We start from the raw sequence: 24,221 nt of genomic DNA, 5'->3' as shown, positions 1-24,221 counted from the left end.
TTATAGACGTATTTCTCAATGTTATTGAAAGAATCCTCTAGTATTACGGATTTATTTTTTGTTAATAATTATGGTACGTTAAATTATTTAAATATGACTCAAAAAAGCCCCTCTAAAAGGAGCCAATTAATTATTTTACAAGATTCTTCTGTATTTCCTCTAGTATAAGCTTTGCACCTGCTGGGCTTAACGTAATTTTTCCGTCTGCTAAAGAAATATTTTTATCAGATACTTCTCCTGTTATTACACAAGCGCCATGCGATTCATATTTTTTCAAGATAATCTTTTCACCTTCTACATAAATCTCTAATGGTGTCTTTTCTTCAATTTCCAGCGTGCGTCTTAACTCCATTGGTATCACAATACGTCCTAATTGATCTAATTTTCGAGTTATCCCTGTTGATTTCATGAAACCTCTCCCTTATATATTCTATAGCTTTATATTTCATACCCTATGCCATTTTTTATTGTAACAAGCTTTCTCCGTACATGAAAAACATTATAATCCAAAAACTAACGATCAAAACAAAGATATTTGAAATAAATTTTTGGAACAATCTTTAGTCTATGACATTGCCCCCTAACTACTTGTATATAATAGGTGTCCCAAAAACTTTACTTTTTGGGACACTATATTATATGACATGATTGAATTTGTAAAAATTTCACTTTATATTTAAAATAAATATGAAAGAATATTTAAAATATTTAGAGGGATGGAGGATTACTTAATGTGTTCACAAGAAGCTCGTTTATTCAATTTAAAACTTATCCGAGATGAATTAAAGAAAAGAGATTGGGCTGTAGACGCTTTTCTATTTCAGTATAAAAAGAGAGAATATATTGTTTTAGTAAAAGTTTATTCAAAAGGGGAAACTAAGGATAGTCCATATGCGATTGTAAAACTGGAATTTATAAAAAAGGGACATGGTTCCGAAAGCTTATGTGCGTATGCAGATTTATATAAATTACATTTTCCAACTTATAAGTCGTTTAGAGAGTTTTTCGAAATCGATTTTAATCAAGAAAATCTAGGAGATATCATTCAGCAATTCACACAATATTTTTCTACTTTTATTCCAAATCAATTAATTATAAATAAAGATTCGGCATTAGAAAAATCTATAACAAAGTATTTGAATAAATCTGATTCCGATGGTATCTACTGTTTTGGTGTCAAAAGAAACGGACTTAAAAATGATGGTACACCAGGGCAAAGAAGGCCTGAAAATAATCAAAAAGCAGAACTATTGAGACCAGAATTATTTAAAAAATTAAAGGATGATCTAACAATCAGTTTTTGTTTTTCTGAAGACCCTGCTAGAGAGACTTCAGATGAGATTATTCTTCTACGATGGGCGGAAAGAAACCGCTCCTTAGTTTTATAGGACTGAAAGCGGTTTTATCTTGAGACCTTTACTAAGGGTATAGTGAAGATTCGTTATATTTATGTATCCTTTTAAGGACGTATTATTTATAAAAAGTAAAACTAAGTTGATAATTTTTTATTGTTTGTAAAACTGTTCGTTAAATATCTATATAAAAAGCCATTGATTTCAGCATTTCTACTTAAAATCAATGGCTTTTACAAATTTAACATTTTGTATCTTTTGTAAAACTCATTTGTTAAATAAAAAAACCCCTTCACGTTTTGTGAAGGGGTTAGTCTACATTGAAAGGGTACTTCCATTTTAATATGTAAAAGAAAAAACTCGTATTGATAAAATCAATTTTCGTATCTTAGTTTACTGCTTTTTGTAAACATATTTAATCACATCTTATCTTAATTTTAAACGATGTATTTCTACCCTAGAATTTTACCTGGAAGTATTTAAATACATCTTATGTTAGTGTAAAACTTACGATTGCCAGATTTTCTATATTGGATACGCATGTACTTAAATACATCTTATGTTATTATTCACCGAGTGAATCCAAACAAGAACGAGCCTATTGGACTCAATTTAAATACATCTTATATTAATGTTAAACGAATTACATTTCTGTCTATGCGATTTAAAAAAATCATTTAAACACATCTTATGTTAATGTTAAACACAAATAAAATAAATAAAGTTACTTTAACAAATTCGGTAAAAACTTGATAAGATGAATTTCAAACATTATTTTACCAGCAAATAGATGTATCGTGTAACGGTCTTTGTGTTACACCCTTCAGAGCATGAAAAATGCCCACGCATCAATGTTTATTTACATTTGATACTACCTTACGGAGTGTTGGCACTTGGTAAATTTCTTATGTGCTACTTCTCCATTTATGGCGTGTAAATCCACCAAATTATTTAATATCGACTCAATTACCTACATTAATCCAGATAACCTAACTTTTCTATATACTCCTCCATACATTTTTTTGAATGCAATTTGCTTTGTACCGCTAATTGTTTATTTATAATATTTTCGATGTCATAAGTAGAAATGTTTTTCGCCGCATTATAATCAGCATGTGTTTTATATCCACACTGCTTACATTCAAACACAGCTTGTGTACAACGATTTTCTTTACAAATATATCCGCATTGACTACATCGTTGACTCGTATATGCAGGGGCAACTTTAATAACTTCAATTCCATGAATCTCAGCTTGATTTTTGATCTTCTCCTGCAAATCAAAATAAGTCCAATCTTTAAGAACCTTATCATTTTTTGATATGCCTTTTAAAAGTTCCATTTGAATACGCCCGCAATTATGTTTTAGACACTGTTTTATTATATAGTTTGCATATTTATGGTTGGTGCTATTTCGAAACTTAGCTATTTTATTACTTAACACGTCTATTGGCTGTAACCGTTTTGCCCTACCTTTTCCCGTTCTACTATTACTACAATATTTACTTTGTTTCAGTAAATTGATACGTCTCTGTCGAATTCTTTCATTAAACGCTTTAATTTCATCACCTTTAATATTGCTACGAATAAACCCTTCATTAAATGCAAAGTAAACTGTATTTATTCCACCCATATCAATTCCCATGATTAATTCTTTATCAAATTTATTTTCTTTTAAAGCATTGAATTTATAAGTAATTGATAAATACCACTTATTTTTGTATTTATGAATCATACATGCGCCTTTGCTGTATGTTTGATTCATTAATCGGTCTAAAATAACTTTCATGCTTTTTTGTTTTTTGGTACCTAACTTTACAAAAATCTTCCCTTTTGGGACATCGCCATTTTCCTTATGAAAATCTCGTGAAAAAAGAGATATACCAGCAATATAATCTCCATTCTTCTCTTTTGTTATGTCTACAGAATTATTATGGAGATCAATTGGTATGCGATTTCGAAAAGAAGGAATTGACATTTCACCTTTTCTAATTTCATTTCTTCTACTCTTCCACGTTTTTATAATTTTTTGAAGAGTGGTAGACATGTTTCCTTTATGTATATCTGGATATTTACTTTGTAATTTATGGTATATATAACCGTCAATTTTCTTCTGTGTACACCCATACAAATCTTGGACAGTAGGGTATGTCCCTCTTGCTTTAAAGTAGTCAAAGGATAAAGCATCAAACTCCCATAGTTGTTGAATGGTTCGATTACTTATCGTTCTGACCTGATATGTTAAGTTCCGTAAATGCTTTTCAAATATTGTCCAATCGACATTCATTGGACATAAAATTTGATATTTCATTATCTTAATTGTTACTCCCAAAATCTCACCTCTTCATGTCCCTGATGTCACCATCCTAACCAAATCAGCAAAAATTATACTATTAGTTATATTTGTGCTAATTTGAATCAGTAACAGAGGAATTCCGATTAAAGATCAAAAATTGAAACCAAATATTATTCAATAGATATATAATTATTATTGAAGAGTAATCTGTAGGTCACAGGTACATGTCAAAAAAGGAAAGCACTTATTTAAAGTGCTTTCCTCTCCTTCTTATTATCGCAATGGAGGCTTCACAATGAAAGAACATAAGGAACAGAAATCATATTATATAAGAGAATACACGTTAAGAGATAAAAGCACGAAATCCATTAAGGTTGAACCCTGGCGCTCTTTTAAAGAGGAAATGAGGGTGCTTGGTATTACGGATAATGACATTTTTCAAATTCAACTAATTGAAAGGGTTCCACCGAGATACGTGTAAAAACAGACTATAGCCTTACTATTATTTCTAAACTATTTACGAATCAATTTTTTATTTATTATTTTTTACTAATCTCAATGCTTTGCTTTCATCATCAATTTTTTAAATTCTATAAAATTACGGTATACTAACAATAAAAAGAACAGGAGACGGAGAATATGATCGATTGGAATTCAATTAATCCGCGTCATTTCGAAAAGTTCATTTTCCATGTCTTAGGAAAAAAGGGTTTTCGAAACCGAGAGTGGTTTGGAAGAGGCGGCGGAGATAAAGGACGAGATGTTGTTGCAAAATATTATGTAGAATTACCTTTTAATCTAGGGTTTGAACAAACCTGGATATTCCAATGTAAACGTGAAAAACGTATGCCACAACAATCAGAAGTATTTAATGAAATTGTGAAGGCAAAACAGCACCATCCAGATGGGTGGGTATTAGTTACTCCACACAATCCTACATCAAACTTTTATGATTTTTTACATAGTCTCGAACAAAATATGGGGTTTAAATTAGTAGTATTTACCCTAGCAGAATTAGAAGAGATTGTGCGAGATCATACAGAATTAAAATATGTCCTACTTCACGGACATTTACCAGAAGAAGGAGAGGAAGCAAATGTATAAATTAGAATATGATTATGATGATCGTATTATTTATAAAGTAGAAAATGAACACAAAGAAAAAATGGATTTTGAATATCCAAGTGAACCAATTGTATCCCCAAATGGACAGAATACGGTATTCATCGATCCATTAGAATGGGAAGCTTTAGGTTCTTTATATATGTTTAATAACATTATTGGAGAATTTACAACATTAATCCAACCCGAAGAAAACTTTATTCCAAAATTTGTGAAATGGCTCGATCACGAAACGCTCGGAGTAATCATTGGCTTTGGGCACGGAACTGTAGCAATCGGAGGAAATTTGTTTACATATAACCTAACAAGTAAAGAAAAAACGCAAATTACCTCATATGATTTTAAGGTACAAATTACAAGCTTCGATATTTTAACAGAAAACAGAATTAAATGCAAAGGTATTAAATACACAGATGAATCTTTAAACCAATTCATTGAATTTGAAGAAGTGATTCAATTATAAAAAGGTGCCATATGGCATCTTTTTATTTTCCATTTATTTTTTAGCTATTTTAAATTGTGTTGCATTAGGTTCTAGTTAAATTTTTAAAATTTCATTAATAAGGTATAATATAGATTTTAATTATTTAGTGGAGGAGAAATTATGGAACGAGTCGATGTGGTTGCACTTATTTATGATGATACAAATAGAAAAATCCTTATGGTTGGAAACAAACGTGAAAATGGTAGTGAATGGAGCCTACCAGGAGGAGCAAGAGAAAGTGGTGAAACATTGGAACAGGCTGTTATCCGTGAGACATTTGAAGAAACAGGGTTAACAGTTGAAATTAAAGATATATTTGCTATTAATGAAAAGTTTTTTCCACATGCACATGCTGTAATTTTCACCTTTGTGGCTAGAATAGTAGGCGGAGAAATATCTATTCAAGATCAAAATGAAATTACTGAAATTAGTTGGATAGACCTAAAAGAAGCTGAAAAAATTATGTTTTACTTTCCTAATGGCGTTCAAAAATTATTAGAAAAAGGGGTAGTAGCTCCTTATTATTTTCAAACTAAGTAAAACCAAAAGAGCAATTACATAACTTATAACATTTAAAAAGCTAATTCACGGTGTAGCACAAACAAAAGCGCAAGAAAAACATGTGACTGTTTTTTCTTGCGCTTTTTTACGTTAGTATATTAATAATAAAAAACTATTTACCAGAAAATAGTTCCTTCATTTCGTCTTCCAGCAATAGTCTTCTTCGAAATTTTAAATCATTGGGAATATTTTCATTTGCTATGCATTTATTTTCTAAACAGTTTAAGTATAACGCTAGTTGAACCAATGCATAATGCTCAAAATCACTCTGAGCACCTTGGAAAGAAACATACTTTTCTAAAAATGTATGTGCGCCTTTTAGCTGTGTATACGCCCATTCTTTATTATTGTAACCTGAATCATAACTTAAATAGTGAATCTTCTCCAAATTATAGCTGTATTTTCTTCTTTCGGAACTTCCGCTATTAAGTGAATGTAATTCAATATATAGGGAGGTTTCTAGGTTTTCTTTAGCATAAATTAATCCATTATTTTCGAATCCTTCATAACTCATATTCTGCATACTATTATGTTCAAACTTTATTGCATATTTTAATGCGCTTAGATACAAATTCATTTTATTTTGGTTTTCAAGATTAGATAATTTCAGTTCGAATAATTTAATAATATAATCAAAGGAATAAATTTTTTCTGAACCAAATCGATTATTAAGCTCTTCATCTAGATTTTTTAGATAATCAATATAAGTATCAAATTCGCTTTCTCGTTTAATAGGCTTCATTTTAAAGCCAGCAATAATATCTTTTTGATATTCATCAATTGCATTTGTTATTTCTTTAACAAATTCTAATCTACTTTCGACATATTTAAATATCTGTGATATGTATATCTGAATTCTCTTGTAAGAATCCCCTTCTTTATTTGTATAAACTACTGCAATAAGCTCACTATTTTCATCCACTCTTATTCCATTGTTATTCCACATTACAAATGGACTACATTCAAATTTGCTATTATCTCGATATATTTTATGTCTATCTGTCGCTATTGGATGAACTGAGCATAAAGAACGTAAATACTCAAAATATCTCTTATCCGTTCCAGTGCCATTATTACCAAGTTGATTAAAAATTTCTGTTGAATTGCATATTTCTTCATTAGATACATTAAATATCTTTGCTAATCCAAGTACACAGTCTACGACTACAGCCGCATTATTTATGAAATTATAGAAATCAAACGCACTACTCTGATACTTATCAGTATTTAATTTAAGTTCATTTAAGTAATCAACAGTATCATCTAGCCGATCCATTATTGCACAAAGTTTATCCCACGTATGATACTCACCATCATCTATAGTTATAGTAATATGCTGTTGCTCATTTACTTTTTCTCTTAATGCTACGAGGATATCAGTATCAAGGTTTATTTGATATGTCTCTTTAATCATTAAAAAACCCCCTAACATTAATATAATCATTTATAAAAATACAATAATAACACTGAAAAACATTCACCAACTCAACATACAAAATTATACATTATCTTCTACTACTTTCATATTAAACAAAGCTATCTATATTTCTTATCATTTTCACTTCAAAGAAAACTTAAACTCATGCACTTCTCAAAACTACAACTTAATACATTGTTACAATACAAAATCCCACGTCAAGATTAGCCTATAAAATAATAAAAAAGCCTTGTTATAGAAACAAGACTTTTATCCTTCTATTTTTGTTCAATTGCATACCGACTCTCTTCGGAAACACATAAACTTGCTGTATTCACTGTTATACTACATTTTCCTAATCGCCGCTTTACTTCCAATTGCAATTTTTCACTTGCTTCCTCTAAAGATTGTGCTGGAATAATCGTAGATTGTGAGTCTGTTACCTTGCCGCTATACATCACTGAAAAATTCAATTCATATTGATGTATCAAGATTTCTCCACTCCTTTTCTCCTGGATTTCCTCACAGATCATTCTTATTTGTCGCTTGCTCTTGTAGTTTTTGAAGATGGGTACGCATTTGTGATACGTACCAGCTTTTTCTCAATCGGATGATTGCAATTCCTACAATTAAAATCAAAAAGGCTTGTAGAAAAATATCTTGTGTTTCCCATAACGTGCACAAATAAAGAAGACTTCCCGAACAAAAATAATACATGGCCAATAATAGGTTTATATTTGCGATTATCATTTGTTTCTTTACAACTGCGGCTATTCCTGCCAAAACAAGCGTACAAACTCCTATACTTAGAAAAATATATGCAATAACCTTAAAAAAAATCATCCCAACACCCCTTTTCCTCTAAAAACTCATTTAAGCCACTTAAAATACCAAATAAAAGGCGTAATCTTATTCGATACCAAACATATTAAGAGTTTCTTTAAAATCAATTACAAGCAAATCTGAAGTGTCATTTTTTCTGGAATGGGAACTTTTTATGTTGAAAATCATATATAAGCTGTTTTCCCACACATGCAACTCCAATTCCTGTCATCAAAATGGCTCCTCCCATTTTGATGCTCCATTGCAACTCACTTTCTTGCAAAACATGATCAGATATATACATAGAGAATCCAGTCCAAAGAATAAACCAAAAACCATATCCATCATATTTGCCATGTTCTAACTTTTGCTCTTGAAACGGATATACCTGGATACACAAATAGGCTATCAGCAAAACTGACAGCCCTATTCCGATTGCGATCATTCCACATCGCCCCATTTCTATTGTGTTATATCCTTTCATACCTTTTCTGTAATACATGATGTACATGTGTAGTAAACGCTCTAAAATACGGAACATTTTGTGCAACCACTTTTCCAAAATCCATATTCATCAAAGTTTCTTGTAACAGTTTCAGTTCAAAGTCTAAAAACTTATCATTCTGTTTCTGAATGGAATGCGGGATATTATGGATGGCATCAACAATATCTCGCACGTATTTCATACTATAAAAATCATCTCCTGAATGTGAAAATACATTTCGAATGAGTAGGAATGTTTCCTGTAATATTTCATGACCGATATGGTGTAACATGTTTTGATTCATATCCTCTCCCCTTCCATTTCCGTATTATGGACCTTCAGTTCCTGCATTGATTTGAAACTCATAATTTTCTACAAACCATTCTTCCTCCTCTAATACCAAATAAAGCTTCATCGTGTGTTTTTGTTGTTGCTCTGTACCATTTATCGTAGCCACATAATCGTATTTCACGTTTACATCTGCTTTATTATCAGCCGTCTTCCTGTAATACATATCTGTAATGTTTGCTTTTGTCTGAATCTGAAGCGAAGGATCCATTAAATGTCCATGTGCATCCTCAGGCGCTTCAAATAACTTTCTCTTTGCCTCTCCTGTCACCATTTCTTTGATCTGTGTTAATCCAGACTTTTCTTTTTGTTGGTTATCTTGCTGCATAAGAAGTGTCACAAATTTTTTGGCTACTTCCTGCCCTTTGTCTTGTGTATTTTCTGTTAACACGGTAATCCGTTTTTGGAGCGCTTTATTTTCTGCTGTCAATTCTTTGACTTGTTCCGTCCATTTCTTCTCTGTTTTTTGCACTTTATTTTGCAATGTACGATTTTGGCTCCATAACCAGGTACTTGTGATGACAAGCCCAACAATTAGAATGGCTGCTATCCCTTGTTTCATTCTCATTCCCCCCTATCATTGTGGTAAAAATGGCGCTGGATCGACTTGCCCAAATTTAAAGGATGTTTTGATTTCAAAATGTAAGTGCGGTCCTGTAACTTGCCCTGTCTTTCCGCAAACACCGACTTGCTGGCCGACTCCAATGTTCTGTCCTTCTTGTACCGTAATAGATGACATATGACCATATAGACTCCAATATCCATTTCCATGATTGATTACAACGACATTTCCATAGCCGCCGAACCCAGAACCGCCTTCTCCAAACTTCGCTAATTCTACAACCCCACTTTTCGACGAAGCTATTGCGGTGACACCGTCTTGGCAAGAATAATCAATACCTTTATGAATCGTACCCCAACGTGGCCCAAATGGGCTTGTAATCGTCGTTTGTGCAATCGGACGGATAAAACCTTGCGAACTTGCTGTTCCTGTATCCACGACGCCCACAGGCTTCCCAGCTTCGCAATTAAACGACAGCCCTCCCATTTGACCGACAAATTTCGTTACCAATATGGGCCACAACCCATTCGTACCATGTGGATCATTTGCGGCACCTGGTGGTGCATATTTGGCGCCAATTGCTTCAATCGTTGTAATCCCCATGCCAATATAGTTTTTATATAAGTTGCGCGCCATGGCGCTAATCCCTTCTTCAAGTGTGGCAAACTTCTGAAATCCCTTCATTTGAGAACTACTTGGGTCCATCAAACCACCTGGATTATTATAATTTTTAACAGCGTTTGAAGTACCGTTCCCCGTCTCTAGTTTCGCTATCGCTGCTAGTAAAACAGGATCAATTTGATTTTGTGTTCCTGCGTTTAAAAAAGACTGTGCCTGCCCCGTGAACACACCACCTAAATGCGGTTGGATTTCTTCCAGCGTCACTGTCTTCCCACCTGGACGACACACTGTCATCCCATTACTTTGGACCGTAGATGATGGCGTCGCCTCCTCTTTCTTTCCAATTCCTTGCCCAAACAATACAAATACAAGGAAACTAAAAAACAATAACACACCGAAAATCTTAGCAAGTAAGATAAAGAAAAAGATTCGAAGTTTCCCAGGTTTCTTTTTCTTTTTTTGCGTATTCTTTACAAGTTCTTCTTGCACCATCTCATCGATGTGCTCTTTAATTTGTGCCTTCATCACCTACTTCCCCCTTCCCATATTGGAACTAGAGGTGAGGGATACCCTCACACTCTAGAATGTTATTTGTCTTCCATTGAGTCTAGATGATTTAATTGTTTTGGCTCCTGTGTTGACAAGTTCCAATCTTCACTTCCAGCAGCTATAGCATCCGGAATAACAGGTGGTGTTTGAACTTCAATTTCTTGTCGTGGTTCAATCTTCCCATCTGGGCTTACTGTAGCTGAAATTAAATCCGGAATAGTTACTGTTTCATTTGGTGTCGATACACTAAGTGTTTCAATAACATCTTGTGGTACCACAGCATCCACGTGTGTATTTGCTGTAATAGTTGAAGTTGCAATTTCTGATGGCAGTACTGGAACTCCGATTTCTTGTTGTGGGCGAATTTCTCCATCTGGGGTTATGGTTGCTGGGATTAAATCTGAAATAGATACAATTGGCGTTTCAATAACACCTTGTGACGCCATAGAACCTACATTTGTATTTGCAATTTCTGATGGCGTTACCGGAATCCCGATTTCTTGTTTTGGACGAATTTCTCCATCTGGGTTTACTGCAGCTGGAATAGTTGCCGTTTCCCTTGGTGCTGAAATGGTAGGTGTTTCAGTTATATTTTCTTGTATAGGTGACTCGACATCTATATCTGTATCTTGCCGATAAATAACTCCTTCAGTGCCTATTTGTTCTGGCATGATTTCTGGAATAACATTTTCATCTAATGCTACTGGACCATTTGGTACTATGTCATCGGATATATGTTCTTGTGGAATATCTAAGTGTGATAACTCCTCTAGATTCTCTTCTAGTGGTGTTGTATCTGTAAATTCTCCTAAACTCGCATATTCTCTATCTTGGTCCTGATTTTCAGTATCTATTGCTCCCGCTTCTTCAGCTGTTTCCAATGCTTTTTCTAATTCCTCTGGATCCAAGCGTGCAAGTTGTTGCTCTGGAACCTCTTGTTCATTCTGTTCCGCCACATCTTCCCCTTCTTTTTGCACGTTATCTTGTAAAGAAGTAAGTTGTTTACTTTTACTGTTTTCTTCATCTTCTTCGCTCTCTTCATTCTTCTCATAAGCTGACAAATCGGCTGGAACATCTACTTTCGCGAGTTTTGGTTTCTTATCTTCCTCTTCTTTTGTTTCTCCCTTTTCTATCGGTTCTGGCTCACCAGCTGCAACTAATTCGGCTGCTGAATTAAAATGATCTCCAACTCGTTCACTTACTGCCCCACCTACATCCATCGCCATTTCTTTTCCACGATTTGCGAAGTTCTCTGTCATGAGCGAGATATCCGTTATTGTTTTATAGATGTTTTTTGTTTTCTTGAAGGATGCTGTAATGCTGTCACGGAAGATATAACATAAGATAAACACGATAATTTGGAACACCATTGTTGATACATATCCCGCAAGCCCTGCTTCTGGTAACACATACAATAACTCTGATACTGTGAAAATAATAACCAACATAATAGACATTAAGACTTTTAATGCGAGTGGTCTAATCCATTGTGTTACCCAGCTCTCAATGACTTTACGATGCCCTGGTAATAAAGCTACAGCTAAAACAATTGGTGCAATTAAACTCATGACAAGGAACCATAATTGGAAAGCTACAATCAGCAAACAGAATGCAAGAATAGGAATCCCTATAAATGTATTTACAATATAGTAGATAATCGTAAATATCATTCGATCTCCTACTGAATCTAATTTCATCATTTGGTTTTTCTGTTTTTTCACTTCATCATCTACAATTGTATTTCTGTCTTTACCAGGTGCTGTTTTTAATAATTTATTAACACGCTCTTCACCAATCTTCTCCTTTGAATCTTCTCCATACTGCATAAATAAGTACGGTCTTTCTACTAAAATACTCCAAATTTGTTTCTTAACTGAAGATATTGCCTGTTTTTGTGAGCGACCTGGATCTCCAGCGACTGTACCTGTTGCCTTCGCTAAAATCGTTGTACTAACTTCCGAACTAATTGTATTTGCAGTTTTCAGTACAGTACCTGCATTTCCAATAAAGACGAGAATAAACGCAATCACTAACACTGTTTTCACCAGTTCATTTAATCCCGCTGTCGGCTGACGCTTTATAAAAAAGACATATGCTGCATAGCATGCTGATAATACGCACATCAAGCTAATGATAGATGGAAATAACCCTCCACTTAAAAAGTTTACATTCCCCTCTTCATCTTCACCAATACCAGAGATATTTTGCATGGATGCTGCTAATTTATCCGCTACACCTGAAACAATATCTAAATTCAACGCTTGATCTACTAAAAACATCGTAAGTTGTGTTAACATGATGTTCAGTTTAAAGGCCAAATTCACAAACCACTGACAGGTACTGTAAATCATACGCTGGATATCTTGCCCTACGCTGTCATCTCCAAAAAAATAACCGCCTATTTTTTCTAAAGTTCCTTTTTCATCCTTCTTAGGGGATTCTGTATCAATTTCATAATACTTATCTTTATACACGTCATCTGTGTATCCTTTGAATAGGTTTTCTGATATACGTGCTCCAGTTTGTTCTGGTTTTTTCTCTTCTTCCGCTAGGGTAACGGATGACCCTAGCGGCATGAGTAGAAATACCAAAATCATGCAAAGTGAAAGTAATTTTTTCATTCCTTTTGCCCCCATTTATGGACATGTGTTGGCTTCATACTGCCAACAATGGACTCTAAACTATTATTAGCATCCCATGCCCATTCGTAATTTTTCCACTTTCCGTCTTTCTCATCTTTTATCATTCTTAAATCTTCACTTCTCTGCCTTTTTTCAACGGGATCAAAATATACAACATGATAATAGTACTCTTCTTTCTCTTCTTTTAAATCATAACGATACAAATCATACCTTTCCTTCATCTCCTTACTAATTCCTGGATATGTCTTTCCTCCCTCAATAAATTCATACGGTTTATATAACAATGCTTCTAATTTCGATGAATCAAGTTCAATTAATTCTCTTATATACACCATCGCGGCTTTATCAGCTTCCTTCATATCTCGTTCTTTTTGGCTTTCTTTTTGGTTTGCTGTACTTTTTGTTTCGCTCGTTCCACAGCCAACCATTCCACCGATTACTAACATCCCTGCCACACACATTCCAGATACAAATTTCATTTTTTTCATTTCCCTCATCCTCCATATACAGATAATTTAGACTTTTCTTACCTGTATTGTACTACGCTTTACGCCATTTGCATGGAACGTTCTTCATCGGTTTTGGTAGAGGAATCAAATGCATGTGCCAATTCTTCGAATACGGGATCAATATCTACAATCGCTGTTCTACCGTAAATGTCCTGGAACAATGCTTCGCCCCTTCTAAGCTCTCTAAGCATTCGCACATTTTCTTCCGTGATAGGTAGGTTATAATATTTCAGCATTTCCTTTGCCTCATCATCATACTTCAGAGAAAAACAGAACTTCATTCCAACGTTCGCAATCTCTCTATTTTCCGAATTATAATCCGATGCGTTTTGTGTTCCCGAATACAACCCCATGTTATGATAACGCCCTTCTCGAATAATTTTATCGGAGATACGGCCACCCTCACGATTTTTTAACATACTGGATGCTTCATCTAACATGTAAATCTTAAATACTTCACGGTCTGAATGCATCATCGATTTTGCGAATGCACCAAGCGTGACTAAAATGCTACGTGACAACTTATCTGTTACACTTTCATTTGTATGCGGGTCTCCTTTTGGAATCTGTAAATGCTGAATTTGTACCACCTGTAATGGTCTTTCTAGGCTGATGACACGGTAATTTTGACCTGGTTTCCCAAATAATAAATCCCCGAGCTGGATACTTTCTAACGTTGCCAATCGATTTGTTAATGCATTTAATTGTTCTCGCTCAGTTGGTAATAAATTTTCATGTAATTTCATTTTTTCCAGCTCTACACGAACTAACGTTAAACATGCGTCTTTTTCCTTTGCAACAATTTCAATGGCTTTATACAAGTAATCGTACCTTGTATCATTTAACCCGACTTCTGATAAAGATGTTAAGACTTCAAGTGCCAAGCTCTTCGCATCTTCTGTTGTTGCGCTGATTCGAAATGGATCCAAACAGCCGGCATCTTCTTTTTCCTTTCCAAGTGTCCAGATTTCTAAAAATCCCATCTCTGGCTTATTAAATCCTGGTAACAACTTGCTCCATTTGCCCCTGTCACCCTTCGGATCCACTATAAATGCTCTTCCACCGCTAAGAACAATCCAAAAGGCTAACAGGTTCATGAGGAACGACTTTCCTTTCCCGGTTTGCCCCGCAAACATGACGGATAAACTCTCAAACTCTGTAATGATGTATTCAAGTGCTTTCGCTGCCAAGTCTGGACGAATGAAGACAGGTCGATTTAATTTTTTGGTTTTTGCAAAGTAGAAACCTTGATTGTCCCCGATTTGTGTTGTAGCACCAAACATCCCTTGTGCGAGTATGCCTGGTTCTACAAACAATTTAAAATCTTTGTTGTATCGTTTGGAACCTGGTAGAAATTCATAAAAGTAAGCCAGTTGATCTCCAAATGAATTTACCAGTTCTATTTTCATTTTTCTATATTCCGTTTTAAGTGCTTCGATTCTCGTTTGCAATGTCTTCGCATCAGGAGCGTACACACAAAACAAGACGCTTAATTCATATCCTGGAGCACCTGAAGTCTCAAAACGATCTTTGACAATACGAACGCCTTGCCTTTTTCTCTCAATCGTCATATCCTTTGAGCCGCGTCCCATCATCGCTTGTTTTTGTTGATCTTCTAATTCCATTTCACTATTTGTTAATTTTTTCGTGACCATTTGATTTTCTAAGTGATGCGCACGAATACTCATTTCAACAGGGAATTTCAAAGCTTGAGATTGCAGTCTATAAATCCACTCTCCCCCTGGGAAAACAGATGCTTCTGGCATACTTTTCATAGCTAGAAAGGCTACATGCGCTGTTTCTATTTCTCCCTGTTCATTCTGTTGTTCCAGCACCAGAGAACGCCCTGGACTTTCATCAATGATGCAATCTGTTAACTGAATCATCTTCTGTAAGTCTGGTCGCCTCACCCGTACTGTTTCCCCTTGTTCATTTTCCATTTCAAGTGTGGAGCCCACTTTCCATTGTTTATTGTGGATCGGTTCTGTCATACCGCGTGTAAAGTTATGTTGGAAGAGAAAACGAATAGAGGTTGGATTGGCACGTTTTGTATTTTGAAAAGCGCTACGTACTTGATGATAAACAAGTTCTTCTGTTTCTAAATACGATTCGATTTCCTCTTCTAAAATATCTGTTGCCCCTAATCCTGAAACGTTGTGCGCTGTTTGTGTGAAGCCCTCCCATGTTTTTTTGAAGAATTTCATAGATTCTACGACAGGATTGATAATTTTCCGTTCCTTTTTTGCTTGATTCATCTGAACCAGTACGTAAAAGCGGTACTCCATGCTTTCTTTTGCAAGTGATGAGTTCCGAAGGTACTTTTTCACCTGTTCAAAAAAGAAATGTCCTGTTGGTGCCAGCGGTCCTTTCAATGTATGGATATGTTGATCGATGATTTCATCACAATCTGTTGTCCGTGGAATGACAAGAAACTGTACATCGTATTCTTGGTGGGTAAATAAAGCGAGTTGATTGCGGTAATACGCTTTTTTTGTACTTTCATCTTTGTGATCATATCCAAATCCGTTTACTTCATATACCGAGGAACAGCGACCATCTATACTAAACGCCAAATTTTTTTCAATGTGTTTCAGTGGATTGCGTTTCATACTTTTCAACATTCTTACATTCCTCCTCTTGATTTAAAAATGTTAATGAATAGGCATGTATATCTGTGCTCTTTTGATCTATTTGTTGCATACTTTGAACATCATGCGGTTGATACTGTATGAACGTTGTTCCTCGCACAACATGTTTGGTTAATTTCGGCATAGGAGCTAAACGACTTCTTCGATGATTTCGAAATGTAAATGTCGTACAAGATCGTACATAGGAAAAAAGGGATTTATCATCTGTTTTGTATTGGTCCACACCCCAGATAAGAAAAATAGGGAGAACAATGTAGTACACGAGATAAAATTGATCAATGGTATCACTGAGCCACCATGTAAAAGGGGGAAGGAAGCGGAGCGCTACTAGCACCGCTTCTACCACTACAAAGTACCCCATTGCACGCCACGTAACAGCACGAGGAAGCCTTTTCCCCATAAGTTCATATTGTCTTCTCATGAAATTCATATAGCTGCCGAAACAATACACTACGATTCCATTTTGTTTTGGTTCTTGCATGCTGTTTCCTCCCTTTTCTTACAGGCCGACAAGTCCACCGAGAAACGTTCCGATGGCTTTCAATGCGTCTGGTTTATTAATAAAGAATACCAATGCCCCGCCCCCTACAACTAAAGATGCAAATAATGTCCAAGCACGCTTAAATCCTAAGTAAACACCAATTCCGATAAACACAATGTATAGTGCATATGTTCCTTGTGTCTTCGCCTCTTCAAAAACTCCCTCTAAACCCATTCCTAACATCAAATGATTCATGATATCAAACATATACATTCTCCTCTCGATTCCTTAATTTTGTAGGTCTTTCACAACAAATTGCTTTCCAGTTTCTTTCACAGTCAAGGTATAAGAAGCTTTCATTTTTGTCTCTGAATTTGCATCAATCAAGGTAACCTCTGCCTTCACCTCATAAGAACCCTTCGTTTTACTTGGATACACTTTAGAAGAAATGATCTTATCCAACCTCATGGATCCTTCTAACCCTTTAATACCAGGATTCTCAAGTACATAAGCTAATTCTTTTTGTGATGCCGTTGTATACGATTTAAAGAATGTTGGTAAAAACTCACGAATCTCTGTTTTTACCTTCACATCTTTTACTTCTTCTCGTTCATCTTCTGTTTCTTTTACCGTTGCTTTCTCCTTAACTTTTACAACCTGTGGTAACCCATTTATAACAAAAGCTTTCCCATCAGTTTGGACTGGGATGGACACTTGTTGCCAAACTTCTTTCACTTCTTCCCCGCTGTTATCTGGCTTCTGACGATGCAATTTATATTTCACTTTAAAAATGACGTTCGCTTCATTCTCCTTCGTTTCATTCACTTTTAGAATCGTTGCATAGAGAAAATCAGAATCCCACTGTAAACCATTTGTTTCTATTCCAGCTTGCGAATCACTGGTTTGTGACAAATACCCTTTTAAGCGCTCTGCACGCTTTTTAAGGTCTTCCTCTCCTCGTTTCCAAGTGAAGTACTCCTTTGTAAATAAACGTGCAAACTCAATCGCTTCTGGGCGTGTCGCAAGGTTTTGCTTGGGTACGACTTGTTTTGTTTCTGTTTGTGGTGTGACTTTGGCATCTGCCTTCATTGTTTTGAAGACCGTTGAACAAGAGACGAAAAACATCCAAGCTAATATCCCCCAAAAAAGCCATTTCCCTATCAATCTACCTCTATAAGTGGGAACACGTAATGCCTTACGTGGTTCACCTTCTTTTCCATTTTTGGTTTTTTGAAACCAATTCCTTATCTTCTTCCACATGAACAGTTCCTCCCTTCATCACAATTCACTTCCAGAACGCTTTCCATCATGCACTCTCCTTTCCTTTTAACAGTTCAAGAAAGCTTTCTACCTCTTTTTTAAACCCCCAGCCTTTCTCCATTCGTGCCTGTTGAAAATTGTTGTAGCAACTTAATTCATATTCCACTTCTGAAATTGCTTTTTCTTTTGTGAGTTCTTTACAATCACATTTCCATTCCAATTCGTCTAGATGTAGGCCAATCTCTATTTCAAGTATCTTTCCATTTCCCATCACCAAAATTTTCTGTAGATACGTATCTGTCATAGATAAACAAATATCATAACTTTCCCCGCAATCGAGCTGACTGCAAACCTGATCTATAAACCGGCAATCTGCCTCTTCCAAATTTCCTCGTTCGTATGTTTCCTTATAGATAAACATGTCGTTCCATCCTTTCTTTTTACGATTTTTTGGAACATGACCAAATCCTATAAACTTTTTCTTAGCTGTTAAAACCCTAGATTGATTGGACCACCTATCATTGGTGCTATCTCCGCTAGTTCATCCCCAAAAAATATTACAATGAGAAGAAACAAACATACTCCAAAACTTAACGTACTCATCCCCCATTTTTTCAGTTGAACCAAACGGACAATTGCAATGAGTAGTAAAATACTTATTACAATGCTCTCCACTAGATGATTTCCTTGCATGTAATCAGGATTCAAACCAATTATCGGCACAATCCCTCACCCCTTTATTCGCTAAGATCCACCACCAAATGCGATGGGACCACCAATATATTTTGCAACCTCTACAATTCCTTCACTCAAGCCAAAAGCCAAACCCACCATGCCATACCCTAAGAATTTCATGCAGCCTTCCCACTGTTTTCGCTTGGCACAAATAAGTACCCCTAAAAGCGAATATAAACATATCCCTAGTCCTAAACACTTTACAAGCGTAATTGGATGCATATCCATCATAATTTTCACCTCTATCGATCCACCATTTTATATACACCAACTGCAACGACTCCCAAAATCAGTACCCCTTTCCAGCCTTGGCTATGATACGTCTTGATTACGGTTTCTTGTATCGCTTCCCACGCGGCTTGCGCTCCTGGTACTCTTGCAAAGATCCAATCTGAGAAAACAACTAATATGATGATGCTTGCAACAAACGAAATAATAAATTTGAACACGATCTTATAACCCCACTTTTTCATCCATTTCTTCAATATCGCGGAAGATCTCGCCAAATGGATTTTGTAGTATGTCTTCGTATAATGTAATAAACACTGGAATTTCTGGACTTTCAACACCTTTTAAATAGCGCATTAACTCATTTTCTCTGTTTTTACTTCCAGCGATAAAAGTAAGGGAACACTGCCCGACAGGGTAAGAAATCCCTGCGTGTTTTACGTATTCATCCATCTTTTGTTGTCTCATAAATTCGTTATAACGAGTTATTTTCTCTATGAGCACCTCTTTTGTACTAAAAGAGCGCTCCATTTCTAAGAAGAGAATGCCATTTGCCGAAACGTTTCTTTTATTCCCAATGACCGCTACTCCATCAGGTCGAATAATGCCAGCCCCCTCCTTTTTTGATTTTTTTCTACTGTTCGTATATTTAAATGTGCCAAGCACCTCACTAATCCACTCTCTTAATATCCTCGAATCTTGCTTCTTAGACGCATGGGTCATCGCACACTCTACATGAGCCAACATGATACTGTGATAGACAAAATGCGGTGCACGTACAGACCATTTGGCTTTCCACCTCACATCTCCTCGCAAGTCACGTACGGTATCTACTCCTTTTTTGGTTAATGTATACACCTTCTTAGGTCTAACATTTGATCGCTTTTGTCCTCTTATAGTCGGTACTGGCAAGTATTCACTTTTAATGTAACTCGCCATTTCTAACTTACGGAGACGATTATATACAGAGCGTTTGTTATATCCATCGTAATGACGCATCGTGACGTACTCCACATCGACAAAAAGGTGCGTATATATATTTACTAAAACCTGTTCGTCTTCTTCTAATAAAGCCACTACATTCATAACAATTACCCCTTTTACCAGTCGTCGAACATACTTTTTCTTTTCTTACGTGCTGGACGTTCTTCATTTGAACCCACCACTACAAGTTTCACTTTTGATTCCTTTTCTAAGTTGACAGGTGCCTGTTTCTCTTGCCGATCTGGTGCTTTTGTAGTTTCATTTTTTGGCGTAAGATATTTAGCTTTTGTATATAAAAACTCATCAATTTCTTTATCAATTTCCTCTGCCGATTTGCCACTATGCTGTTCCAATTCTGTAATTTTCGATTTGGTCCAATCATTTGCGGCTTGTGTTTCTTCTTTTTTTAGATAATCAGCTACATTACCGTTAGGTAAATACCGATTTAGTGGAGGGATTCGAACGGTACACCAAACGTTTCGTTCTTCTGTATCTCCTTCCAGCTTCTCTTGTGTTTGAATCGCCGCTACTAAGTTGGGTAGGCCTTGCAAATAATCCGCTCTGAACTTATTTTGCATGACACCTTCGAGAATTCTTGCTGATCTCATCCCTTGACCACATACAAAGAAATTACCACCCGCTTCTCGTAATGCTTCGTTTAAATCCGGGTCTAATTGCCCCTCTACTCGTTGCGTTAAGATCCAAAGTCCTAATCCATGCTTACGGTCTTTTGCTACAACTTTGCTAAGAATCGGTATTTTAAAATCGTGTGCTTCGTCTATAAGCATAAGATGTAGTTTAGAACCAATTGGCCGCTTCTGTGCAATACGATGATATTGATTGGCAATATATGCACCTGTCACAGCTAAATCTTTCTTGCCCATTCCTAGAACATCAAAGATAACGATATGACCGTGATCCATCCATTTTCGAATATCTAAAAAACAGTCTGTTTGACCAAACATTCTCTTGAGGTAAGATGTATTCCGAAACATATCTAAACGGTTCAATATCGCCTGTTTACTGTCTTCTAATGCGTTCTCTACCTCAAATTCCCAGTAGTTCATGTAGTACTGTTTCTGTGGCCCTTTTACATGATTCAAAACATGTCTGCGAAATGCTTCATCTGTAATAAACAGTGGGACACTCAAAATCGTGTGTATGCGTGAGGTATCGGATAACAATGTTCCTATTATGTTTTCTAGCAACCTTTCGGTTTGCGGCGCTTGCCCTGGAATCACAGTTTTAATAATTTCCATAATAGATTCAACGACTGCCTGCACCTCATCTCCTGCTTCATCTGGAAATCTATGGAGTAAATTAAGTGCTGGAGGATATTTGGTATCTCGAAAGCGTATAAAATGAACTTTGCTCCAATCTACTGTTTTTCCGTCAAGCTCTGCTTTTAACAAACGATTCATCGTAACAAGTGCTAAATCTTGTGCTGGATCAAATAATGAGAATCCACCTTCTTTATCTGGATTTTCAATCCACCGATCAATACGACTCTGCATTAAAGCCATAACTAAAGAACTTTTCCCTTTCCCTACTTTTCCTGTGATATAGCCGTGGTTACTTAAATACTTCTCTTTAATTCTTACTAATCGATCTTTGATATAGGGGTGCATGACGTGACCAATTGCGATTCCTTCCGCTAACATATCGTTTGGCAGCATTGCCTCCCCTTTATCTAAATAAAGAATGCGTTGTTCTGCCTTCTTTTCTTTATCTCCTGTCACATCTGGAAGGTGAAACACGTTCAAAAGTTCTGAACTGGTCCATACCATCTTTCCATATATCGGATTTGGTACGGTGGGCATACAACGCTTGAGGCGTCTGTACCGTAACTCATTTACATCGGCCATGATACTTGCTACCATATGACCAATATTTTTAATGACTGGTACACCAGGATAATGTTCACTTGCAAAGGAAACAGATACCTGAAATGCCACTTCGTTATTTGAGAAACGTTTATTCAATGCTCTGATTTCCTCTTTTTCGAATGTGTCTAATTCATGTTTCTTTTTCTTTTTGAGTGCTTTTTCCGCTTTACGAATCCCTTTTGTAAGGTGATATCCATTGTCTGGTGAAAAGGCGATGTCTACCCATGTTTTTTCTTCCATTGCGTTTCCCAGCATCGGTAACAGATCTTTCTTGTAACGAGCGAGTGATAACGTGGCTGCTCGTTTTCGTTTGAGCACCATTCGTCCACCTACTGCTTTTTTAGATGGAAAAGGCACTTCATTACGAGAAACTCCGTAGACTTCAGCATGTTCATACACACTTCTCATCGCTTGCACAACACGCTTTAATTCATCTTTGGGACCGCCAATATAGAAGCGCACACGTTCTTTTGTCCCTTCTGGGCGAAACATGATCATTCGGTACCATTCTCGCCCTTTCCATAGACGTTCCAATGGTTTTCGCCCTGTATTATGCACATGACGAATCATTTGACCTAGCTTTTCTGTTGTCACGTCATCATCGATATGCGGGATAAACATCACATATTGATATCGCTTTTTCTCAAAATATACATACAAGTAATGTAGGACGATGCGGATCATTGTATAGATTAAGATTCCTAACAAGATCAGGCGGCATATACTAACTGTTATATCAATTGCTGTTGGTACACGTTTCATGATTTCCGCCAATATTTTTTCTTTGGAGTACCAGACAAAGCCCACACCCCCTAGAACAAGAAGCGGTTTCCAGTTCTTTTCAAGCATGTTTTCAAGTTCTTTATCAAACTTACTACGTGCCACTTTTTCACCTCATTTCTTACATGAACTAAGCAAGCGCTACTACTTTTTGTTGGTGTTTTTGTATGCGTTGTTCTATCGCTAATTGGACTAAAATGTGAGGTTGCTCGGATGCATGTTGGAGTTGATTCATCTGGTCTAGCAATGTTTTATATTCGAAGAGTTCTTGTTTCATTTGTTCCAAATCTAATTCTTGATCCACTGTGACTTGCTCTTTCCAAAAAGCTTCCCAGCATTCATGTCGATTGGTATACATGGTTTCTTTCCTCCTTTTTTTGATGAAGGATGCTCTTATGAAAGAACATCCTTACATAAATTAAATACGCTATCACTTATGTGTATGATGGTGAAAATCTGTTTTTGGATCTATAAGCTTCATCCCTTTTTGATGACCAGCTAACGTCATTAGAAAACTTGAAAATGCCATCCCTCTTCCTGTAATTCCAGCCAACTCAGATAACTGTTTTGAACGATTCGCTTGATTTGGCATTTGTTGACTCAATCTACCGATATAAAAACCACGTTTGCTTCGCATGTGCTTAATTGGTTTCATGAGAAATCCTCCTTTTATTCATTTATCTTTTTATATCGTTAAATAGAAATATTCTATATTTTTATGCCTTTTTACGCTTCCATTCTTTCTCTCTTTACCCTTCTTCTAAAAATAGCTCTTCTAAATCTGTAGAAAGGATTGTAACTGCTTGTTGGTGGTCTTGATATAGAACATGTTGTATATTGTTTCGCAACTGAAACCCGTCTTCAGGTAATGCTAGCAAATACGATTTTTTGTATTTGATCCCATCAATCTGATAATGTACATCAAACACGCACATTGTGTCCCGCCCTCCCTTATCAGTTGAGAGTGTTACTTACATTTCTTGTTTTGTTTTTTTACGCATTCTGTATACATAGACAGCTGCGATACCGCCAAGTACTACAAGTGTAGCCCCAATCCATTTCCAATATGGATTTTCTGCCTTACCGCCTGTTGTTGGAAGTTTTCCTTCGACTTTCTTCGGTTGTTCTGGTTGTTTAACAATTCTGTGTGGTTTCTCTGTTGGTACAGGTTTTTCGATAACCTGTGGTGTTTGTGGTTGCTCTGGTTGAGGATGTTCTGGCTTTTCTGGTTGCGGTTTTTCTGGTGTTGGTGGAACTTCTTTTTTCTTATCTTGTACTGTGTGTTTGATAATCTCGCCATCCACTTTAATTTCGAAAGAGAATGTCTCTTCATTGATTAAGAATCCTTCCGGTGCGAGCGTTTCTTTATATGTGTACTTCCCTACTGGGAGCTTCTCGAATTTTGCAATACCTTGCTCGTTTGTTTTGCCTTGGACTACTAAAGTGCCTTG

Annotated in this window: 30 protein-coding genes; 5 read left to right on the top strand and 25 right to left on the bottom strand. The window is 36.0% G+C overall.

Features of this window, described 5'->3' with window-relative positions:
* Positions 1-130: 130 nt before the first annotated feature.
* Positions 131-409 carry an AbrB/MazE/SpoVT family DNA-binding domain-containing protein gene (locus JDS96_RS23030; protein ID WP_199668124.1) on the bottom strand — a complete coding sequence of 93 codons (279 nt, stop codon included), beginning with the start codon at positions 407-409 and terminating at the stop codon, positions 131-133.
* Positions 410-731: 322 nt separating this feature from the next.
* Here JDS96_RS23030 and JDS96_RS23025 point away from each other — a divergent pair, with 322 nt between their 5' ends.
* Entirely contained in the window at positions 732-1,388 is a 657-nt protein-coding gene (locus tag JDS96_RS23025) for a DUF6037 family protein (RefSeq protein ID WP_199668122.1), read from the top strand.
* A 939-nt stretch (positions 1,389-2,327) separates the two neighbouring features.
* Here JDS96_RS23025 and JDS96_RS23020 read toward each other — a convergent pair.
* On the bottom strand, positions 2,328-3,683 hold the full coding sequence (locus JDS96_RS23020; RefSeq protein WP_199668121.1) for an RNA-guided endonuclease TnpB family protein: 1,356 nt from the start codon (positions 3,681-3,683) through the stop codon (positions 2,328-2,330).
* Between the two features lie 259 nt (positions 3,684-3,942).
* Between JDS96_RS23020 and JDS96_RS23015 the strand changes: the two genes are divergently transcribed.
* The 4 genes from JDS96_RS23015 to JDS96_RS23000 all read left to right on the top strand — a co-directional run bounded on the left by JDS96_RS23015 (position 3,943) and on the right by JDS96_RS23000 (position 5,793).
* Entirely contained in the window at positions 3,943-4,128 is a 186-nt protein-coding gene (locus JDS96_RS23015; protein WP_088024402.1) for a hypothetical protein, read from the top strand.
* A 158-nt stretch (positions 4,129-4,286) separates the two neighbouring features.
* Complete coding sequence (locus JDS96_RS23010) at positions 4,287-4,751, top strand: restriction endonuclease (protein WP_061185112.1); 465 nt, start codon at positions 4,287-4,289, stop codon at positions 4,749-4,751.
* Positions 4,744-5,232, top strand: a complete 489-nt coding sequence (locus JDS96_RS23005) for a DUF4652 domain-containing protein (RefSeq protein ID WP_242479970.1) — start codon at positions 4,744-4,746, stop codon at positions 5,230-5,232. The genes JDS96_RS23010 and JDS96_RS23005 overlap by 8 nt, the downstream gene beginning before the upstream one ends.
* Positions 5,233-5,373: 141 nt before the next feature.
* Positions 5,374-5,793 (top strand): NUDIX domain-containing protein, encoded by a 420-nt coding sequence (locus JDS96_RS23000; RefSeq protein ID WP_199668120.1) that lies wholly within the window; start codon positions 5,374-5,376, stop codon positions 5,791-5,793.
* 133 nt (positions 5,794-5,926) lie between these two features.
* Here JDS96_RS23000 and JDS96_RS22995 read toward each other — a convergent pair whose 3' ends face one another.
* The 23 genes from JDS96_RS22995 to JDS96_RS22885 form a co-directional block, all read right to left on the bottom strand.
* Positions 5,927-7,228, bottom strand: coding sequence for a hypothetical protein (locus JDS96_RS22995; RefSeq protein ID WP_199668119.1), 1,302 nt, complete (start codon positions 7,226-7,228; stop codon positions 5,927-5,929).
* A gap of 281 nt (positions 7,229-7,509) precedes the next feature.
* Complete coding sequence (locus tag JDS96_RS22990; protein ID WP_199668117.1) at positions 7,510-7,722, bottom strand: hypothetical protein; 213 nt, start codon at positions 7,720-7,722, stop codon at positions 7,510-7,512.
* 31 nt (positions 7,723-7,753) lie between these two features.
* On the bottom strand, positions 7,754-8,074 hold the full coding sequence (locus tag JDS96_RS22985; RefSeq protein ID WP_199668116.1) for a hypothetical protein: 321 nt from the start codon (positions 8,072-8,074) through the stop codon (positions 7,754-7,756).
* Positions 8,075-8,201: 127 nt separating this feature from the next.
* Positions 8,202-8,498: a hypothetical protein gene (locus tag JDS96_RS22980; RefSeq protein ID WP_199668115.1), complete on the bottom strand. Its 297-nt coding sequence runs from the start codon at positions 8,496-8,498 to the stop codon at positions 8,202-8,204.
* A 25-nt stretch (positions 8,499-8,523) separates the two neighbouring features.
* Complete coding sequence (locus JDS96_RS22975) at positions 8,524-8,841, bottom strand: hypothetical protein (RefSeq protein WP_199668114.1); 318 nt, start codon at positions 8,839-8,841, stop codon at positions 8,524-8,526.
* Between the two features lie 24 nt (positions 8,842-8,865).
* On the bottom strand, positions 8,866-9,447 hold the full coding sequence (locus tag JDS96_RS22970) for a hypothetical protein (protein ID WP_199668113.1): 582 nt from the start codon (positions 9,445-9,447) through the stop codon (positions 8,866-8,868).
* Positions 9,448-9,462: 15 nt separating this feature from the next.
* Positions 9,463-10,593 carry a peptidoglycan DD-metalloendopeptidase family protein gene (locus JDS96_RS22965; RefSeq protein WP_199668112.1) on the bottom strand — a complete coding sequence of 377 codons (1,131 nt, stop codon included), beginning with the start codon at positions 10,591-10,593 and terminating at the stop codon, positions 9,463-9,465.
* A gap of 62 nt (positions 10,594-10,655) precedes the next feature.
* Entirely contained in the window at positions 10,656-13,238 is a 2,583-nt protein-coding gene (locus tag JDS96_RS22960) for a CD3337/EF1877 family mobilome membrane protein (protein ID WP_199668111.1), read from the bottom strand.
* On the bottom strand, positions 13,235-13,747 hold the full coding sequence (locus JDS96_RS22955) for a hypothetical protein (RefSeq protein WP_199668110.1): 513 nt from the start codon (positions 13,745-13,747) through the stop codon (positions 13,235-13,237). Before JDS96_RS22955 ends, JDS96_RS22960 begins: the two co-directional genes overlap by 4 nt.
* Positions 13,748-13,806: 59 nt before the next feature.
* On the bottom strand, positions 13,807-16,389 hold the full coding sequence (locus JDS96_RS22950; RefSeq protein ID WP_199668109.1) for an ATP-binding protein: 2,583 nt from the start codon (positions 16,387-16,389) through the stop codon (positions 13,807-13,809).
* Positions 16,349-16,897: a TcpE family conjugal transfer membrane protein gene (locus tag JDS96_RS22945; protein WP_199668108.1), complete on the bottom strand. Its 549-nt coding sequence runs from the start codon at positions 16,895-16,897 to the stop codon at positions 16,349-16,351. Before JDS96_RS22945 ends, JDS96_RS22950 begins: the two co-directional genes overlap by 41 nt.
* Positions 16,898-16,915: 18 nt before the next feature.
* Positions 16,916-17,164 carry a TcpD family membrane protein gene (locus JDS96_RS22940; protein ID WP_078176905.1) on the bottom strand — a complete coding sequence of 83 codons (249 nt, stop codon included), beginning with the start codon at positions 17,162-17,164 and terminating at the stop codon, positions 16,916-16,918.
* Between the two features lie 21 nt (positions 17,165-17,185).
* Complete coding sequence (locus JDS96_RS22935; RefSeq protein ID WP_199668107.1) at positions 17,186-18,157, bottom strand: conjugal transfer protein; 972 nt, start codon at positions 18,155-18,157, stop codon at positions 17,186-17,188.
* Between the two features lie 46 nt (positions 18,158-18,203).
* Entirely contained in the window at positions 18,204-18,578 is a 375-nt protein-coding gene (locus JDS96_RS22930) for a hypothetical protein (protein ID WP_137013898.1), read from the bottom strand.
* 68 nt (positions 18,579-18,646) lie between these two features.
* Positions 18,647-18,880, bottom strand: a complete 234-nt coding sequence (locus JDS96_RS22925) for a hypothetical protein (protein WP_199668106.1) — start codon at positions 18,878-18,880, stop codon at positions 18,647-18,649.
* Positions 18,881-18,901: 21 nt separating this feature from the next.
* Entirely contained in the window at positions 18,902-19,120 is a 219-nt protein-coding gene (locus JDS96_RS22920; protein ID WP_242479969.1) for a hypothetical protein, read from the bottom strand.
* 14 nt (positions 19,121-19,134) lie between these two features.
* Positions 19,135-19,341 (bottom strand): hypothetical protein, encoded by a 207-nt coding sequence (locus JDS96_RS22915; RefSeq protein WP_199668105.1) that lies wholly within the window; start codon positions 19,339-19,341, stop codon positions 19,135-19,137.
* 4 nt (positions 19,342-19,345) lie between these two features.
* Complete coding sequence (locus JDS96_RS22910; protein WP_199668104.1) at positions 19,346-20,206, bottom strand: replication-relaxation family protein; 861 nt, start codon at positions 20,204-20,206, stop codon at positions 19,346-19,348.
* A gap of 14 nt (positions 20,207-20,220) precedes the next feature.
* Positions 20,221-22,875, bottom strand: a complete 2,655-nt coding sequence (locus tag JDS96_RS22905) for an ATP-binding protein (protein WP_199668103.1) — start codon at positions 22,873-22,875, stop codon at positions 20,221-20,223.
* Positions 22,876-22,900: 25 nt separating this feature from the next.
* Complete coding sequence (locus tag JDS96_RS22900) at positions 22,901-23,128, bottom strand: hypothetical protein (RefSeq protein ID WP_199668102.1); 228 nt, start codon at positions 23,126-23,128, stop codon at positions 22,901-22,903.
* Between the two features lie 72 nt (positions 23,129-23,200).
* Positions 23,201-23,425: a hypothetical protein gene (locus JDS96_RS22895; RefSeq protein ID WP_199668101.1), complete on the bottom strand. Its 225-nt coding sequence runs from the start codon at positions 23,423-23,425 to the stop codon at positions 23,201-23,203.
* Between the two features lie 94 nt (positions 23,426-23,519).
* Complete coding sequence (locus JDS96_RS22890; protein ID WP_086401766.1) at positions 23,520-23,705, bottom strand: hypothetical protein; 186 nt, start codon at positions 23,703-23,705, stop codon at positions 23,520-23,522.
* Positions 23,706-23,741: 36 nt separating this feature from the next.
* Positions 23,742-24,221: prealbumin-like fold domain-containing protein (locus JDS96_RS22885; RefSeq protein WP_199668100.1), on the bottom strand; the 480-nt coding region annotated here is incomplete at its 5' end.

Origin of the sequence: Bacillus cereus group sp. N21, assembly GCF_016483395.1 — a bacterium.
Classification (GTDB): domain Bacteria; phylum Bacillota; class Bacilli; order Bacillales; family Bacillaceae_G; genus Bacillus_A; species Bacillus_A pseudomycoides.
Note: the sequence above shows the minus strand (reverse complement) of the source record. Positions and strands in the feature narration are given on the sequence as shown.